The following is a 16,440-nucleotide window of genomic DNA, read 5'->3' on the forward strand; positions in this document are numbered from 1 at the left end:
CAAGCTGTGACGAAGGACTCGTCTGGCAGACATCACGATACCGGCCGGTCGCGTCGATCTTTGATTTCATGCGTTTGCGGGATTCGATTTCCTGCGGTATTACGCCACGGACGAATTGGCGACTTGTGAGATTCGCTTGGCGGCGACCAGGTCGTGGAATTGGTGCCGCAGGTTCTTTAGCCAAAAGATCAGGTACAGATTGCCGACAATCGAAATCAACAGTAGCCCATTGAAGAGCTTCTGAGCGGCAACCGTCTTTGGCGTCCCAGACAAGTGATCCGGTGGGGGCTTTGAGCCTGAAAAATCATTGCCATTTTGATCGGATGCCGACGAGGTCGCCCCTCCGTTGGCGAGGGGGCCTTGCGGCGGTCGAACCGCCGTGCCGGGGGCGCGCTGCGGAGGATCCTGCGTGCCAGGAAACCCGGTTGCAAAACCGGCACCTGCATAACTCGGTGGCGCTCCAACAGTTGGGCTTGGCGCAGAATCCGTGTTGTTGGCATATCGCGGTGCTGCGGGCGCAACGACTTGGCCATACTCATTCAGAACGCGGCCTTCGCGGTCGATGGGTTGATTCAAATGATTGTAGCTGTAGCCGCCCGGTGGGAGCGCATCCACCAAGTAGCGAGGCAGGCTCGGGTCGACCGTCGGATGAGATGAAGGGGGCGGAGAGAAGGTGGAGCCCATGCTACTTCCATAGGGCGCAATCCCCGTTGGTTGTGCGGGTTGTTGAGACGTTGTGGGGGCCGCTGCCGGCACCGTCAAATTCGCGTACGAGTTTTGCTGAGCTTGGAGGGCTTGTCGCTGAGCCATTTCCTGTTCACGTAGCTTTTGTTGCTGCAGCTCGCGCTCGTATTGTTGGCGTTCGTATTGTTGACGCTCATACTGTTCGCGCTGCAACGACTGCAGGTTCGTCGAAGGCATGCTTGTGGAAGTGGAGGCCGCGGTCGCATCCCAATTTGGTTGTCCAGTTGCCGCATTCGGCATCATCCCCGTTGGCGGCCTCCCAAAGGTCGGCGTGGTCCCCATCCCTGCGGTCGACCCTGAAGCGGAACTTGCCGGCGTCGCCCCCAGATTTGAAGCCGCCAGATCTGAAGCGGCCTGTGCACCGCTGGCGGATCCTTGATAGGGCGGTCCCTGGTAGGTTCTCGCTGCATTCATGCTCGACGTCGTGTCCGATGAAGCGGTGGAGCTCTTATTCAAGTCGTACCACGGACTGGCAGAGGCCCCGCTTGGCGCGGTCATCGGATCGGTTGTCGGTCCACCAGCGAGAGGGCTAGCGGCCGCAGCCATCGGATTACTGGAGGTAAACGCAGGAACCTGGTTGTTCGTGTTGCTCGACCCCGTGCGGGTCTGGATGGCCCCCGAGGCCGTTGGAGCCGGAGGCAAACTGTACTGGCTCGCGTTCCCAGAAGCAGCAGGGATCGAGGCCGAAGCGTTTGTGGGATTGGGCGAGAAACCCAGTGTAGATTTCGCCTGTTCCCCGAATGCGTTGGCAGCGCGCATCAGGTTGTCTTGAGCGGAATTCCCCGTGCCTTGCAGCGATGGCGGCAAGCTAATCCCCGTACCTGCCAACGGGTCATTCGGGTCCGGCTTCATCAGCGATTCGATTTGATTGGTTGACACGCCCGAGAAGGCAGTGGTGTTCATCCCGGGAATCGGATTTGCCTTTCTGGCGTGATTCATTTCTGGGATCGGGACGGCGGCTTGATCGAGCACATCGTAGGGGGGGCAATCGCCCAAGGCTTGTCGCAATTGGGTTTCTTGAACCGCAACGGTGCTCGGCGAATTCAACCCACGATGAAGCTGAGAAATGGACGTCGGTGTGCTGCGTGGGACGGGGCCAGTCCCCACGCGAATGATCACTCGCGATACATGGCCTTGTACCTCAGGATCGATGCGACTGCTGATCTCCCCAGCGCGCTGCAATTGTTGCAGATCTTCTGGGGGAACCTGAATAATGTACTCAACGCCGCCGCCACTATCCGGTTGCCAGCCATAAGTAACGCCGATTGCAGCTGCTAGCAGTAGCACGGGGACTCCGCCCATTGCCTCAATCCTTGATCAATCGCATAAAAAACTGTCAGTGGTGCTGCTGTCCGATCGAAGTTCCATCAACATTCGACACGATCGTCGGCATCCACTGAGCGTGGATATTGCCCGCGATGATAGCGGTTCACCCGACCGACGGTAAAGAGACATTTGGTGGGTAATTCAAGTGAGATGGATGTTTTCTGGCGAGCCAGGCGATCTAGAAGGAATGGGACGCTGTTTCATGCTAGCATCCACGGCAATCTTGTCACCGCTGCCCCGTCAATTGCTGCAGCTTTCGATAGCTTTCGACAAGCTGGTCGGCAGCCTCCATGATCTCGGGCTCGGTGTTGAAACGGCCAATCCCAAAGCGCACGCTTCGTCGTGTCGCGGACTCGCTGAGACCGATCGCTCGCAGCACGTGACTCGCGCCCGGCTCGACACTGCTGCATGCCGAGCCGCTGCTGAATGCCACCCCAGGCGTTGCGGACATCCAAGCCTCCCCCTCGACTTGATCGATTGTGAGGTTCAGGTTTCCCGGTAATCGACCGGGTAGGGTCAACTCGGGTCCATTGAGTTGGATTCGTTCGATCCGCGATCGAAGTTGTTCGAAGAGTTGACCTCTGAGCCCCATGATTTGCGGTTGGCTCGATCGCATTTCGTGATTCGCAAGTTCGATCGCCTTGGCCATCGCAACCGCCGCAGCCGGGTTCATGGTTCCGCTCCGGAGACCATCTTGCTGACCGCCACCGACGATTTGTGGCAGAATCCGAACACGTCGGTTGCCGTTGCCGACCACCAAGAAGCCAACGCCCTTGGGTCCGTAGAATTTATGCGCCGAGCCGCTCACCAGATCGACATCCGTTTTCCGAACATCGACATCGATTCGGCCGATCGCTTGCGTCGCGTCACTATGCAGCAACGCACCGCGTGCGTGACAGAGATCCGCAATCACCTTCATCGGGGCGATCGATCCCACTTCATTGTTCGCCCACATCACCGACACCAACGCGGTGTCGTCGTCGATCGCGTCGGCAAGGCGATCAAGGTCCACCGAACCAGCACAGGGATGACCTGCTTGATAGGCAGCGACGCGGGTGACACGAAAACCGTCGCGCCGAAGTTCCTCAGCGACATCCAGGACGGCGGGATGCTCGGTCGAAACGGTAACGAAATGTCGTCGTGTCTGTCGCGGGTGCAAACAGACCCCGCGGATTGCCAGATTGTTGCTCTCGGTCGCTCCGCTTGTCATCACGATCGAATGCTCAGGTGAATTCGTCGATCGCGTGATTTGCGATAGCGACTGCTCGATCGCATCAGCGGCCAAGCGGCCTGGCGAGTGCGACAGGCTGTGGGGGTTCCCGAAGTGTTCGCTCAACCAAGGCAACATGGCTTCCACGACGCGCGGATCGCAACACGTTGTCGCGTGGTTATCAAGGTAGATCATGACTTGTTGGGTTCCGCCGCTTGCTGGGCCTCGCGAAGCGACTGTGCCGTGTCTTTTTTGTAACCCGCGATCGTGGTTTTCTCGATAGCGATTTCATAGTGAGGGATTGCTTTGGCCGGTAGGGCGAGCTTCATGAAAAGATCGCCGAGATGGCGATGAAAGAAATGAGTCAACTGATCATTGCGAGCTTCCGCGGGCGCGACCTCGGCTCTTTCAGCCAACTTCAACGCCTTCGACGGATTCCCCTCTTTCATCCATGCGATGGCAGCCTCCTTTAAGTTCCACGCCTGCGTTGTCGGATCCAGCGGCGCGATGGCTTCATACAGCTTTGCAGCTTTGCGATACGCGTCACCGCGCAGGTACTCGCGTGCCAGATTGCTCTTCGCCAACACCATTCGCTGCTTTTCCGATGCTGACATGGAATCCGGATCGGAGACCTGACCTTTGGACTGGAGTTTTTGAAGCTGTTCCAACAGCTCGATCGTCCGTTTCGGATCGCGTCGCATGTTCGAGTAGATCTCTGCCAACAGGTAAACGGTGGGTTCGTCATTCGGTTCTTTCGTTAGCTTCTCTTCATATCGCTCGACCAACTCATCGATCTGGCCTCGGTTGTACGCAAACGAAATAAAACTCCGTCGCGTCATGGACCGCTGATATGCTTTGTCTGATTTTTCGATGATGAATTCTGCGGCATCCCGAAAGGGCTCGAACTCTGGAATCTGGCGATAGACCGGCAATAGCATTTCGTAGACTTTGAGCCGCTCAGCCTCGCTGGTGGAAAGTTCGAGGGCTGCTTCAAGTGGCGGGCGGGCAAGGTCATATTTCTTGGCCCTCAAATAGGCGGCACCGACTCCCATCGCTTCGTCGGCCGAGTCAAATGCAACGGCCACGTCGTCGTCGGCATGGACCGGCGTTTGCTCGGAAAAGGACACCAAAGTGAAAGCAAGAATCGCCAACGACGCCGGAAGGAGGTGCGATCGAATCGAATGCATGGGAAGTGCCGGATGCGAGAAAAGGAAGAAAAAGCCGCGGTCGGCTGTCAACCATATCGGAGAAACCAAGCTTTTTCCAGCCATTTCTGCGGATTTGTCAACGGAGAGCGGGTTGGCAAAGTTACGATTCCGGGCCGCAAAAGCATGTAATGGGGGCGGCGGGCAGCTAAACTACAAGTCTAGTTCACTTGCACCGAGGCTTATCTGCATGAATCACTCTCCGTCCGAACGAGACGTCTTAGTTCTGCGGACACCGTTCGAGCTTTCGCAATCGATACTCGATAAAGTATCGGACATCATTTGGTCGTCGACCCTTGACGGGCAGCGGTTGATCTACTTGAACCCAGCAGCCGAAAAGGCGTTTGGAATCTCGGCGAACCAAACGCCCGATGCGTCCCATCGCGACCGGCGTATCCACCCAGAAGACCGCATCTTGGTGGGGCGAAGTTTGGCAAGCGTTGTTCAAGAGAAGACACTCCGGCACGAGTATCGGGTGACGGACGAGCATGGAAAAACAACGTGGTTAGACGAGCAGTTGACCGTTGCAGTCAATCCCGTGGGAGAACCGATTCGAATCGACGCGATCGCGCAAGTGATTTCGCTCCGCGAATCATCTCACCTAAGCCAAAAGGAATCCGAGGCACTCGAATCCTTTAGCGATCACCAACGGCTTCGCGAGCAAGTCCAGGTTTGCGTCATCTGTAAGGATCGGGCCGGCAAGATCACCTACGCGAACGAACAGTTCTGTGAATCGATGCACGCGTCACTCGACGAGTTGATGGGCAAAACCGATTTTGACCTTTTTCCCGCAGATCTCGCCAAGGTCTATTCCGAAAATGATCAGGCGGTCATGCAAAGTGGCAAGCCAGAACACGTCGTCGAAGAACATCAAAAAGCGGACGGCTGTCGTTCCTATGTCGAAGTCCTCAAGCTTCCGACGTTCGACGCCGACGATCAAATGAATGGGCTTCAGGCGATCTATTGGGATGTGACGCAGTCGAAACGCAATCAGTTGGAGTTGGAACAGTCCCAGTTTCTAATGGACACGTTGTTGGACAACGTGCCCGACGCAGTCTATTTCAAAGACAAACGTAGTCGCTTTTTACGAGTCAGCCGGGCGCTCGCGAAGCTGTTTGAATTGGACAATACGGCGGCTGTGATCGGCAAATCGGACGCCGACTTTTTTGGGATCGAACATGCGCAACAAGCGCTTGCAGATGAGCGGCAGATCATTGAGTCTGGGGAACCCATTGTCGGCAAAGTTGAGCAGGAGACCTGGCCCGACCGTGAGGACACTTGGGTTTCGAGCACCAAGATGCCACTTCGCGATCCCTCGGGTGAAATCATCGGTACGTTTGGTGTTTCAAGAGACGTGACGAAGCAGATTCGTGCGGAATTGGAATTGGCGCGAGAGCGGGATCTGCTCAAGACCATCACCAACAACATTCCGGATTTGATTTACGTCAAGGATCGCTATGGTCGCTATATCACCGGCAACACGGCACTTTTAAGACTGTTAGGACTTGAATCATTAGACCAACTCGTTAGCAAAACCGACTATGATTTCAATCCACCTGAATTGGCCTGCAACTTTGTCGCCGATGACCAAGGAGTGGTGCGTTCGGGTGAGCCCTTGTTGGATCAAGAGGAATCGTCTCAGCACGCCGATGGCAGCCCGATTTGGTTGTTAACCACCAAAGTCCCGCTGCGCAATAAAGAGGGCGAAGTCGTCGGGATCGTTGGCATTGGGCGAGACATCACGGCTCGCAAAATCGCAACGGTCGAGCTGCTGAGGGCGAAAGAAGCTGCGGATGCTGCCAATCGAGCCAAAAGCGATTTCCTGGCAAACATGAGTCATGAGATTCGCACGCCGATGAATGCCATCATTGGCATGACCGAACTGCTGCTCGATACGAAGCTCGATGTCTCGCAACGCAACTACTTGAAAATGGTTCAAGAGTCAGGCGATGCACTGCTTTCCATCATCAACGATGTCTTGGACTTCTCCAAGATCGAAGCTGGCATGCTGGACATCGACAGCATCCCGTTCGATCTGCGGGAAAACTTGGGCGACACGATGAAGACGCTCGCCGTCCGGGCCCATTCGAAGGGGTTGGAAATTGCCTTTCGCGTTGCCCCGGATATCCCTGCGTTCGTCGTCGGCGATCCTGGCCGACTGCGTCAGGTGGTGATCAATCTGGTGGGAAATGCCATCAAGTTTACCGAGCGAGGAGAAGTGGTTGTCGACGTTGAGTTGCAATCACGGTCGGAACAAGAAATGGAGTTGTTGGTCGGAGTCCGCGACACGGGAATCGGGATTCCTCCCGATAAGTGTAAGACGATCTTCAATGAATTCGAACAGGCCGATTCGTCAACGACGCGACGGTTTGGCGGGACGGGCCTGGGGCTGGCGATTTCGTCACGGTTGGTGCAGATGATGGGGGGAACCATTTGGGTTGAAAGCACAGTCGGTATTGGAAGCCGTTTCAAATTCACGATTGAATTGGAACAGGCACCCGACAACGTCGAAACGAACAACCTTCGCGGCGCGGTTGTGGTTGGCGGAACGCGTGTCTTGGTGGTGGATGACAATGAAACGAATCGGTTGATCCTTCACGAAATGCTAAGCAATTGGGGAATGAAACCGACGTTAGCAAGCGGTACCGAGGAAGCGATCGCAAAACTTGAAGCTGCCAGCCAGGATCAGACGCCATTCGGATTGACGATCGCCGACGTGAACATGCCCGATCTTGATGGTTTCGACTTTGCCGAGAAAGTCCGCGAGCGCAAGACAGCCTCCGAGATGCCCATCATTATGCTCACCTCGGGAGGCCGTCCTGGCGACAAACAACGTCGCGACGAACTCAAAATCGCAGATCGCTTGATGAAACCCGTCAAGCAATCAGAGTTGTTCGATTCGGTCGTGCGCGCTTTGGGTGTAACGGTTTGCGAAGACGATCCGACTCACCATTCCCATGACCACTATGGCTTGGACGAATTGGAGGTGCTACTTGCCGAAGATAACGTCGTCAACCAGAAATTGGCCGTTGGGGTTCTGCGCAAACATGGGCATCAGGTGACCATTGCAAACAATGGAAAAGAGGCGATCGAGTGGTTGGCCAAGAAGGAATTTGATCTGGTGTTGATGGACGTACAAATGCCCGAAATGGACGGCCTCGAGGCGACCAAGGCCATTCGAAACGCAGAAAAAGAGACGGGAAAGCATATGCCGATCATCGCGATGACCGCACATGCCATGAAAGGTGACCGCGAAGGGTGTATCGACGCGGGAATGGACGAGTATGTCCCAAAGCCCATTCGGATGGCGATGCTGTTTGAGAAAATCGCCGGCGTGTTGTCCAAAACACCCCAAAAGCGACAACCTGTCGCAGCGGAAGAGCAAGGGGATTGCCATGCCGAGTCAGCGGAAGAGCCAGAGGATTGCCAGCCCGAGTCAATGGCTCCCCCCAACGCCAAGGCGATCGAGACAGACCCGAACCGGGAAACGTCACGCGAGCCGGAGTCGGCCGAATCGGCAAAGATGATCGACTGGCAACGATTAAATCAGACGGTAGGGGAAGACCGGGAATTGACCGTTGAACTGTTTCAGGCTTTTTCGGAAGAAAGCAAGACGCTTCGGAAAAACGTTGCAGACGCGATCAATCATCGGGATCCGGCCGCTTTGAAGTCGAATGCTCACACGCTCAAAGGAGCGGCACTCGCGATTGGGGCGACCCAAGTCGCTGAAACGACTGCGAAATTGGAACAATACAATCTTGACGAAGATATCGACGCAGCAGAAGAGGATTTGGCCTATTTGGCCGATGCCATTGATCAAACCCTCTTCGAGACGGACCAATTTATTCAGCAATCATCGAGCTGATGGCGATTGCGCACGCTTTCTTCTCGGACACGATACCTTTATTATAGAGTGGGGAAGCAAACGTATTGGAACTGAGCGGCGGTTTCGCGTTTGCGATTGCCGTCCTACGAAAGCTGGAACGAGGTTGCGTCATGGCGCGGGTATTGTTGGCAGAAGATAGTCCGACGCAAGTCGTGATGCTCAAGGCACTGCTTGAAGAAGACTCACACGAAGTGGAAGTTGCAGCCGACGGCGCGATCGCGCTGGATATGATTGAAAAAGACATCCCAGACATCGTCGTGACCGACATGCAAATGCCAAATCTCGATGGACTCGGGTTGGTTCAGCAATTGCAGAGGCGACAGTCGCCGGTTCCTGTGATTCTGATTGCCGCTGAGGGGAGTGAGAAATTGGCCTATCAGGCACTGAAGGTCGGTGCGGCATGCTATTTGCCAAAATCTGCGGTGGATGATTCGCTGCTTGATTCGATCGATCGGGTTCTCAGCCTGATGGAAACCGAAATGAGCTACAAGAATCTGATTGAACACCTCGATTACAACGAATACCAGTTTACGCTCGACAGCAAGCCAGCCTTGATCGACCCGCTCGTCAATCTGATGCAACAAGTCGCAGGCGGTCTGCATCTGTGCGACGATGTCGAACGGGCCCGTATTGGGATGGCGGTGCAACAAGCGCTTTTGAACGCAATGTTTCATGGCAACTTGGAATTGTCACGCCAGCAAATGCTTGACGACGAGGAAATCGCTGTTGAAGGTGAGGCCTCGCTCGTCGAAAGTCGCCTGAACGAATCGCCTTACGCCGACCGGAAGATTCACTTCCGTGCCAACCTTGGCTTGCACCGGCTTGAGTTCATCATTCGTGACGAAGGCAATGGATTTGATACGTCCGAGTTGCCTTCGGCCGAAGAAGCAGAAGACTTGGACATTGAGGGCGGTCGAGGCTTGGTCATGATCCGCTCGTTTATGGATGAAGTCTCGTTCAATGAAAAAGGGAACGAGATTACGATGGTGAAACGGACAAACGATTCGGCTGAGTGAGTCCAGTTTCCGTGGGGCCATCGCTTCGCCAACCTATCGATTTCCAGCGACAAACTTCTGCATGGCCGAGGGAAGTGGCGATTCAAAGGTGACGGTTTCGCCGCTGGCCGGATGAACGAACGCTAGCGATTTGGCGTGCAGGGCAATTCGCTTGCGAATCCACTTTGGGTGCTGGGCCTTGCGTGATTGGTAGCGCGGATCGCCCAAGACCGGATGCCCCACGTCCGCCAGCTGAACACGAATTTGATTTCGTTTGCCTGTTTCCAGTTGCAGTTCCACCAAGGTGGTATCGCGAAGTCGCCTCAACACGCGAAAGTGGGTGATCGCTTCCTCGGTATCGGCCGAAGGACGCGTAATGTAACGGTCGAGGTTATTGCCGGTTGCCAGATGGGCCCGAAATTGCCCTTCGTCGCGATCCATCACGCCAGCGACGATCGCCACATACAGCCGTTCGGGTTTTCGCTGCTTGAACTGCTCGATCAAGGCATCGGCGATATCCTTTCGCTTTCCAAACACCAACAATCCGCTGACCTCTCGATCTAATCGATGGACGACCCACGCTTCTCGCTCACCCCGCGAATGGCTCAGGTAGACCGACACACGCTCGACCAGTGTGTTTTTTTCGTTGTTATCGGTGGGGACCGTTAACGAACCCGCTGATTTGTCAACGACGATCAAGGTTTCGTCTTCGTACAGAACGCTAAAGGTTCGGTCTTCCCACGTTTTCTTTTTTTCGTGGTAACGTTGATGCGGGTCAAAGCGGACCGAAACGACATCACCGGCGTCGACCGTGGCTCCAATGTTCTTGCAAAGGACTCCGTTCACGGTGACACATCCATGATCCACCAAACCGCGGACCTGGCTGCGAGAGAGTTCGACCAGATCGCGAACCGCCAAGTCGACACGGCCAGCGGAATCGGCTGCGATGGTGGTAGAAAGTGTTTTGACTGCCATGAAAGTGACTACGATGCGCCAGCGTTGATGTATTCCTCAGCCGTTAACTTACCATTCCCGTCACGATCGAACAGGGGAAAGCGTTTCGGAGCCTGCGAGGGATCGGGTTGGTTTATGAGAAACTCGTCCATCGTCAAGAATCCGTCGCCATCCGAATCACGTTTTTTGAATGCTTTGGCACGAACCGCTTGCTTAGCCTTTGCTTCTGAGGAGTCCTTCACACTTTTCCATTGCGGCTTTGCTTCGGGTTGACGAGCAAGCTGTTTTCGCATCGACGCGACGACATCGGGAAACTGCTCCGCAAGATTCTTGGTTTCCAGCGGATCACTTTGGTAGTCGTAGAGTTCGATGTCAGCCGAATCGGGTGCATCGCCCGGTCGCTTCCATTCGACCATTCGGTAGCGTTGATTGCGAATCGCTCGGCCAAGTCGATCCCGTCGAGGATAGACGTGTGTCACGAACTCACGACCCTCAGCCTTTGGGTCGCGCACGACCGCTGCCAGGGTGATTCCATCCAATCCAATGGGCATCTCGATGCCGGCTAAGTCCGCAACGGTGGGATACAGGTCGACGGTTTCAATCAAGGCGTTGGTGGCGGCTCCCTGTGGGCATCCCGGTACAGAGACGATGACGGGGATCCGCGCTGCTTGTTCGTAATTCGTGTGCTTGCACCACATCGCATGGTCACCGAGGTGCCAACCATGATCCCCCCACAGCACGACGAGGGTCTTGTCGGTAAGTTGTTGCTGATCCAGAGCGTCGAGCACTTTACCGATTTGCGCATCGGTGTAGCTGGTCGCAGCGTAGTAACCGTGAATCAGATGCCGGGTCGTAGCGGAGTCGATTTCTGTCTTGTCCGCCATGTCCGAGTAGCTAAACAACTCACCGCTGCCGGTCCGCGCATAGTCGGGGGCTCCCTCCGGCGCAGAAAGGATTTTCGGCATCGGTAACGTTTCCGCGTTGTAGAGATCCCAGTATTTTTGTGGAGCGACGAACGGCAGATGCGGCTTCAAGAAACCGACGGCTAAGAAGAAGGGTTGATCCGGTTGCCGAGCGATTTCCTCGATGCGTTGGATGGCTTCCAATGCGATCTGTCCATCACCATAGACCGCATCCTCCACGTCTGCCGCCTCCGTCGCGGGGCCTCGTTTTTTGCCCTGTTTGTCAACGCGTATCTGATCGAGACTCTCTGCGGTGACATAGCTGGGAGCTTTCGGCCTCCACGAATTGCGACTCCATGAATTGCGGTCATCCTTATTGCCATGGCCGGTGTGATAGATTTTCCCTAAACCCTGCGCGTGATAACCTTGATTGACAAAGTGCTGACTGAACGTGACGACATCGGGAGCCGCCAATCGAAAGTGAGTTGGCAGGTCATAAACCCCAATGCTTTGAGGTCTCCGTCCGGTCATCAACGAGTTTCGGCTTGGCGAGCATACCGCTTGGTTGCAATAGGCCGCATCAAAGCGCACGCCACGGTCGGCCAACCGGTCGATATTCGGGGTCACCGCGACGGGATCACCGAAGCAGCCGAGGTTGGGTTTCAGGTCATCGATGCAAATGAGCAGGACGTTGAGGCGGTCTGCGCCAACGGCCGGCGTCATTGCAGCAAACGGAAGCAGGCTGAGAAGGGCCCAGCAGGTAGTGCGGCGTGGCATCGTCACTCCGAATTTGGTGGCGGGAGAGTGGGAGGGAAGCAAAAGCCGATTGTAACGAAAGGACGACGCCCCGTGTTGACACGTCCCTGGCTGGAAACGAACGTGCTAGACTAGTGCAGCTAGGGTGCCCGTTTTCCCCTTTTACAAAGCATGGCAGACCGCTGAACCAGAATCCCCGTCTCGCCCCTGTTGCTCCGTCGATCTTGGACGAACGCACTTCGCGGCAAACGAAACTAAGCCATAAGCCACGAAAGGGGCATGGGATCGCTCTTGCCTTAGTACTTGGTGGCGTCTGCGGCATTTTATTTGGCGAAGGCTGCGAGATTCTGAAGCCGATTGGCGACGCCTACATTGGCTTGCTGCAAATGACGGTGTTGCCCTACCTGGTACTTTCGCTGATTTCGAAGACGGCACGACTCGATGCCGTTCGGGCGAGCAAGTTGGCAGTCGCAGCAATTGGCGTTTTGTTAGGCTTTTGGCTCATCGCGATGGTTCTGATCGTGCTGGTCTCAGCGATGCTACCACCGGTGGAGGGCGCTTCGTTCTACAGCCCCGAACAAGATGCAGCGCAGCAATCGTTCGATTTCAACACCACGTTCATTCCGACCAACGTCTTTCGAGCGATCAGCAACGAATACGTTCCGGCCATCGTTGTCTTTTGTTTGTTCCTGGGGATCGCCCTAATGCGGGTACCTGGAAAGGAGAAATTGGTCGATTTGATGGAAATACTTAACGCGGGGATTGGCCGAATCAACTCGTTTCTTGTCCGTCTCGCTCCGTTAGGACTGTTTGCACTCTCTGCGGCCGCATCGGGAACGATCCGCTTGGATGAGTTTTCTCGGCTTCAAGCCTACCTGATTCTGTTCACCTTGGCCTGCGTGATCGCCGCGTTCGCTGCGTTGCCTCTGCTGCTCAGCGGGATCTCGGACATCCCCTATCGAAAGGTACTGCGAGCGGCCGAGGAGCCGATGCTAACCGCGATCGCCGTAGGAAAACTGTTCGTCGTCTTGCCTCAGATTGCCGAGAAATGTGAACAGTTGCTGGCTGAACAAATGAAGACGTCCGAGATGGATGCGAGCGAAGATGGATCGACCGCCAGTGTCATGGTTCCGCTGGCCTACCCGTTTCCTCACATCGGCAAAATACTATCGTGCATCTTCGTTTCCTTCGCTGCCTGGTATGTTGGCCGCGATCTGTCCCTGGGCCAAACTGCTATGATGGCCGCGGCAGGAACCGTTTCGGGTTTTGCGAGTCCGCTTGTGACGATTCCGGCGCTGTTGCAAATGTTTGAATTACCGCAAGACCTGATGGCGTTGTTCATTCTGCCCGGTTTCATCACCACGCGATTGGCTGATGTTGTGGGTGTGATGCACTTGATGACCTTAACGATCATTGTAACGCTGATTGTCAGTCGTCGCATTCACGTGCGTTGGGGAAGGCTTGGGGCATCAGCGCTCGCGATCATGCTCTGCTTGGGAATGGCGGGATTCGCCAGCCGATTGTACCTGAAGACCACTGCCGTGGAGTACGATTTAGATAAGCGACTTCTCGCATTAGAAATTTCAAGTGATTTTGAAGACTTCACCGTCTATCGAATGGGGGACACGATTCCTTCGCGACCCGGCGGTCATCAGTCGACGCTCGAGCGAATCAGGTCCGAAAAGGTGTTACGTGTCGGTTACCACCCCGAACACATGCCCTACTCGTTTTTCAATAGTGACGGCGAGTTAGTTGGTATGGATATCGAATTGGTTTACCAGCTCGCGGAGTGGTTGAAGGTTCGCTTAGAATTTGTGCCCTGCAACCGCCAATCGGTGATCGAGCGGTTGGAAGCGGGCGACGTGGATTTAGTGGTCGGTGGTTTGATGATGACTCCCGAACGCCTGCTTCGCGTTGGATTCACTAAGCCCTATCAATCCGTGACACTCTCGATTGTCCTGCCCGACCACCAGAGCCATGGGTTTCAGGATTGGAATGCCCCGCATCGTGAAAAGACGTTACGACTTGGCGCGATTCATGTGAACATTGCGGAGGAAGCAAGACTTCGCCTCGATCATGTTCAGACGACGGTACTTGATTCGATCGCGTCTTATTTCCGCGGCGAGCACCCTGACTTGGATGGCTTGATTCTTGGAGTCGACGAAGCGATCGCCTGGAATGTGCTGTACCCCGATCATGCCGTGGTCGTTCCGAAGCCTGTGATTCGTCGACCGGTCGGGATGGCGGTGCGATCGTCGGACACCGAGTGGCTCCGTTTGCTCGATCGCTGGCTCGATTTCGAAACCCACGACGGAGCCGTCGAGCGTCTCAATACCTACTGGGTCAAAGGTGGCGGAACCGAAACGCGGCCACCCAGGTGGTGCGTGATGCGTGATTTGCTCGGTTGGATCGAGTGACGAAAGCGGGGTGTTGTTGAACGCCAAGGTAAAGTTTGCGGGTCTTTTCGAAGAATCCGAGTCAAACGAACGTAGCTTAACCTTATCTTCTTATTCGATGGAATTGACTGTTTGGCGGCTTGATCACCTCAAGAGCAGGACGATGAACTGCCTAGATGGCAATCCCAACCTTTGTGCGTGATCGCTGCCAGACAAAATCACCTTAGGTTAAGCAGGATTTCTTTGAAAATAGCGGATGCGTGGTACTTCTGCTCGAGGATTTCGAGCCGGAATCCCGCGGCAGCAGGATGCTGTCTATTTTTGCCACCACGCTGCTTTTTGCAGTTGCGAAAGTCCACTGACGAACAACAAAAACCAAGGATGGTTCCCGATCATGAATCTTCAATCCCCTCGGGCGCGGCACGCCCTGATGGTTGCATTTGGCATTGTCACTGCAACGTTTCTCTACGGCGAGGCAGCCGTCACTGCGACAGCAAATGAGCCTCTCGTCGCTACCCAAGGCTTGCTCACAAGCGATGGGAGTCCAACTGGCATCGAGCCGGTAGCCTATACCTTGCTTGAGTCAGACGACGACAAGGATTCCAAAGAAGCGGAGAGCGACAACGAAGCGGAGACGTCCGAAACCGTTCCCTTGGCCGACTATGAAAAGCTACTGAGTCGCGTTGATGACATCGAAGAATCCTGGGAAGGCTACCAGGAAAAATTGGCTGATGAAGCAGCGGAAAAAAAGAAAAAGTCGACGTATAAACTTGGCGGTCGGGTCCACCTGGACAGCTGGAACTTCCTCGAAAGCGATCCCGGAATTAACTTCCTTGAAACGGGCGACTACGACGACGACCCTGAGAACCGCTGGGATTTCCGACGCATCCGACTGGAACTAGAGGGAACCGTTCCCAATAACATGCTGTACCGGATTCAAATTGACTTCAACAATCCCAGTGCTGCTGAGATGAAGGACGTGTACGTAGGATGGAACAACCTGCCCTACAATCAAACCCTTCTGCTCGGAAACCAGAAACGTCCGATTGGTCTGGACCACCTCAACAGTAGCCGGCACAACGTCTTTGCCGAACGGCCCTTGGCAGTCGAAACCTTCAATGAAGATGCCCGCCGTCCTGGGATTGGCATGTATGGATACACCGATGACGAGTTGCTCCATTGGCGATACGGTGCCTTTCTGTTGGAAAACATCAGCACCGATGGACGAGTCCGTGGCGACTACACCGAGGGAGGACTGTATGGCCGCTTGTCATCGAGCCCTTGGTACGACGACATCAGCGGCGGACGTGGCTACCTGCACCTGGCGCTCGCCGGATCCTTGAACCAAACGGATGGCGATGGCAATTTGGATCTTGACGACAACAACAACGAAGCGCGTTTCCGCACTCGACCGGAAGCAAGGAGCGACTCTCGGTGGTGGAATACAAACCGAATCCTCGGTGCGAATCACTACCAACAGCTCGCTTACGAGTTCATGCTTAACGTCGGCGCGTTCCAACTCACCAGTGAGTACTTTGGCAACTGGGTCCAACGTGATCCGCTTGGTGGCTTCAACGGAGACGACTTGTTCTTCCATGGTGGTTACGTCTTTGCCTCCTACTTCCTGACCGGAGAGCACATTCCGTACGACCGAAAAACCGGCACGATCGGGCGAGTCAAACCGTTCGAGAACTTTTTCTTGGTCGATCGTTGCTGTGGTGGCACCGGGACGGGCCTGGGAGCGTTTGCCGTCGCATTGCGGTACGACTATTTGACCCTCAGCGATTCCGATATTCGCGGGGGCACGGGGCACTCGATCACCGCAGGATTGAACTGGTACTGGACCGCCTACTCCAAGGTGCAAACCAACTTGATCTGGGGGACCATCGAAAACGCCGGTCAGGGCCAATCCAATAGCGGCCCAGACGATACCACGGTACCCCTTGCCAGTGGTGTGGGTGGTGACTACGCGATCCTCGGTATGCGATTCATGATCGATTTCTAACCCAGCCGGGTGGTGATGGGGATTGCCATTGGGATTCCCCAATCACCCAAGTGCTGAGTCT

9 protein-coding genes are annotated in these 16,440 nt (G+C 55.2%); 4 read left to right on the forward strand and 5 right to left on the reverse strand.

Going from position 1 to position 16,440, the window contains the following annotated elements; all coding sequences use genetic code 11:
- Positions 1 to 99: 99 nt before the first annotated feature.
- The 3 genes from Poly41_RS18295 to Poly41_RS18305 all read right to left on the reverse strand — a co-directional run bounded on the left by Poly41_RS18295 (position 100) and on the right by Poly41_RS18305 (position 4,467).
- The gene (locus Poly41_RS18295) at positions 100 to 2,046 is read right to left on the reverse strand and encodes a hypothetical protein (protein ID WP_146528153.1); all 1,947 of its coding nucleotides are present in this window, start codon (positions 2,044 to 2,046) and stop codon (positions 100 to 102) included.
- A 250-nt stretch (positions 2,047 to 2,296) separates the two neighbouring features.
- A complete protein-coding gene (locus tag Poly41_RS18300; protein ID WP_146528154.1) occupies positions 2,297 to 3,475 on the reverse strand; it encodes a cysteine desulfurase family protein in 1,179 nt (392 codons plus the stop codon).
- Complete coding sequence (locus Poly41_RS18305) at positions 3,472 to 4,467, reverse strand: tetratricopeptide repeat protein (RefSeq protein WP_146528155.1); 996 nt, start codon at positions 4,465 to 4,467, stop codon at positions 3,472 to 3,474. The genes Poly41_RS18300 and Poly41_RS18305 overlap by 4 nt, the downstream gene beginning before the upstream one ends.
- A gap of 208 nt (positions 4,468 to 4,675) precedes the next feature.
- On the opposite strand from Poly41_RS18305, the gene Poly41_RS18310 reads away from it, so the two are divergent.
- Together Poly41_RS18310 and Poly41_RS18315 are read left to right on the forward strand one after the other, a co-directional pair.
- Positions 4,676 to 8,350 carry a PAS domain-containing protein gene (locus tag Poly41_RS18310; RefSeq protein ID WP_197231420.1) on the forward strand — a complete coding sequence of 1,225 codons (3,675 nt, stop codon included), beginning with the start codon at positions 4,676 to 4,678 and terminating at the stop codon, positions 8,348 to 8,350.
- A gap of 131 nt (positions 8,351 to 8,481) precedes the next feature.
- A complete protein-coding gene (locus Poly41_RS18315; protein ID WP_146528157.1) occupies positions 8,482 to 9,387 on the forward strand; it encodes an ATP-binding response regulator in 906 nt (301 codons plus the stop codon).
- Between the two features lie 33 nt (positions 9,388 to 9,420).
- Here the strand turns inward: Poly41_RS18315 and Poly41_RS18320 are convergent, their stop codons facing one another.
- Together Poly41_RS18320 and Poly41_RS18325 are read right to left on the reverse strand one after the other, a co-directional pair.
- Positions 9,421 to 10,341, reverse strand: a complete 921-nt coding sequence (locus Poly41_RS18320; RefSeq protein ID WP_146528158.1) for an RluA family pseudouridine synthase — start codon at positions 10,339 to 10,341, stop codon at positions 9,421 to 9,423.
- 8 nt (positions 10,342 to 10,349) lie between these two features.
- The gene (locus tag Poly41_RS18325) at positions 10,350 to 11,999 is read right to left on the reverse strand and encodes a sulfatase-like hydrolase/transferase (protein ID WP_146528159.1); all 1,650 of its coding nucleotides are present in this window, start codon (positions 11,997 to 11,999) and stop codon (positions 10,350 to 10,352) included.
- 203 nt (positions 12,000 to 12,202) lie between these two features.
- Between Poly41_RS18325 and Poly41_RS18330 the strand changes: the two genes are divergently transcribed.
- The gene (locus Poly41_RS18330; protein ID WP_197231421.1) at positions 12,203 to 14,395 is read left to right on the forward strand and encodes a cation:dicarboxylate symporter family transporter; all 2,193 of its coding nucleotides are present in this window, start codon (positions 12,203 to 12,205) and stop codon (positions 14,393 to 14,395) included.
- 373 nt (positions 14,396 to 14,768) lie between these two features.
- Positions 14,769 to 16,379, forward strand: a complete 1,611-nt coding sequence (locus Poly41_RS18335) for an OprO/OprP family phosphate-selective porin (RefSeq protein ID WP_231615761.1) — start codon at positions 14,769 to 14,771, stop codon at positions 16,377 to 16,379.
- The last annotated feature ends 61 nt before the right edge of the window (positions 16,380 to 16,440 follow it).

Origin of the sequence: Novipirellula artificiosorum, assembly GCF_007860135.1 — a bacterium.
GTDB lineage: Bacteria > Planctomycetota > Planctomycetia > Pirellulales > Pirellulaceae > Novipirellula_A > Novipirellula_A artificiosorum.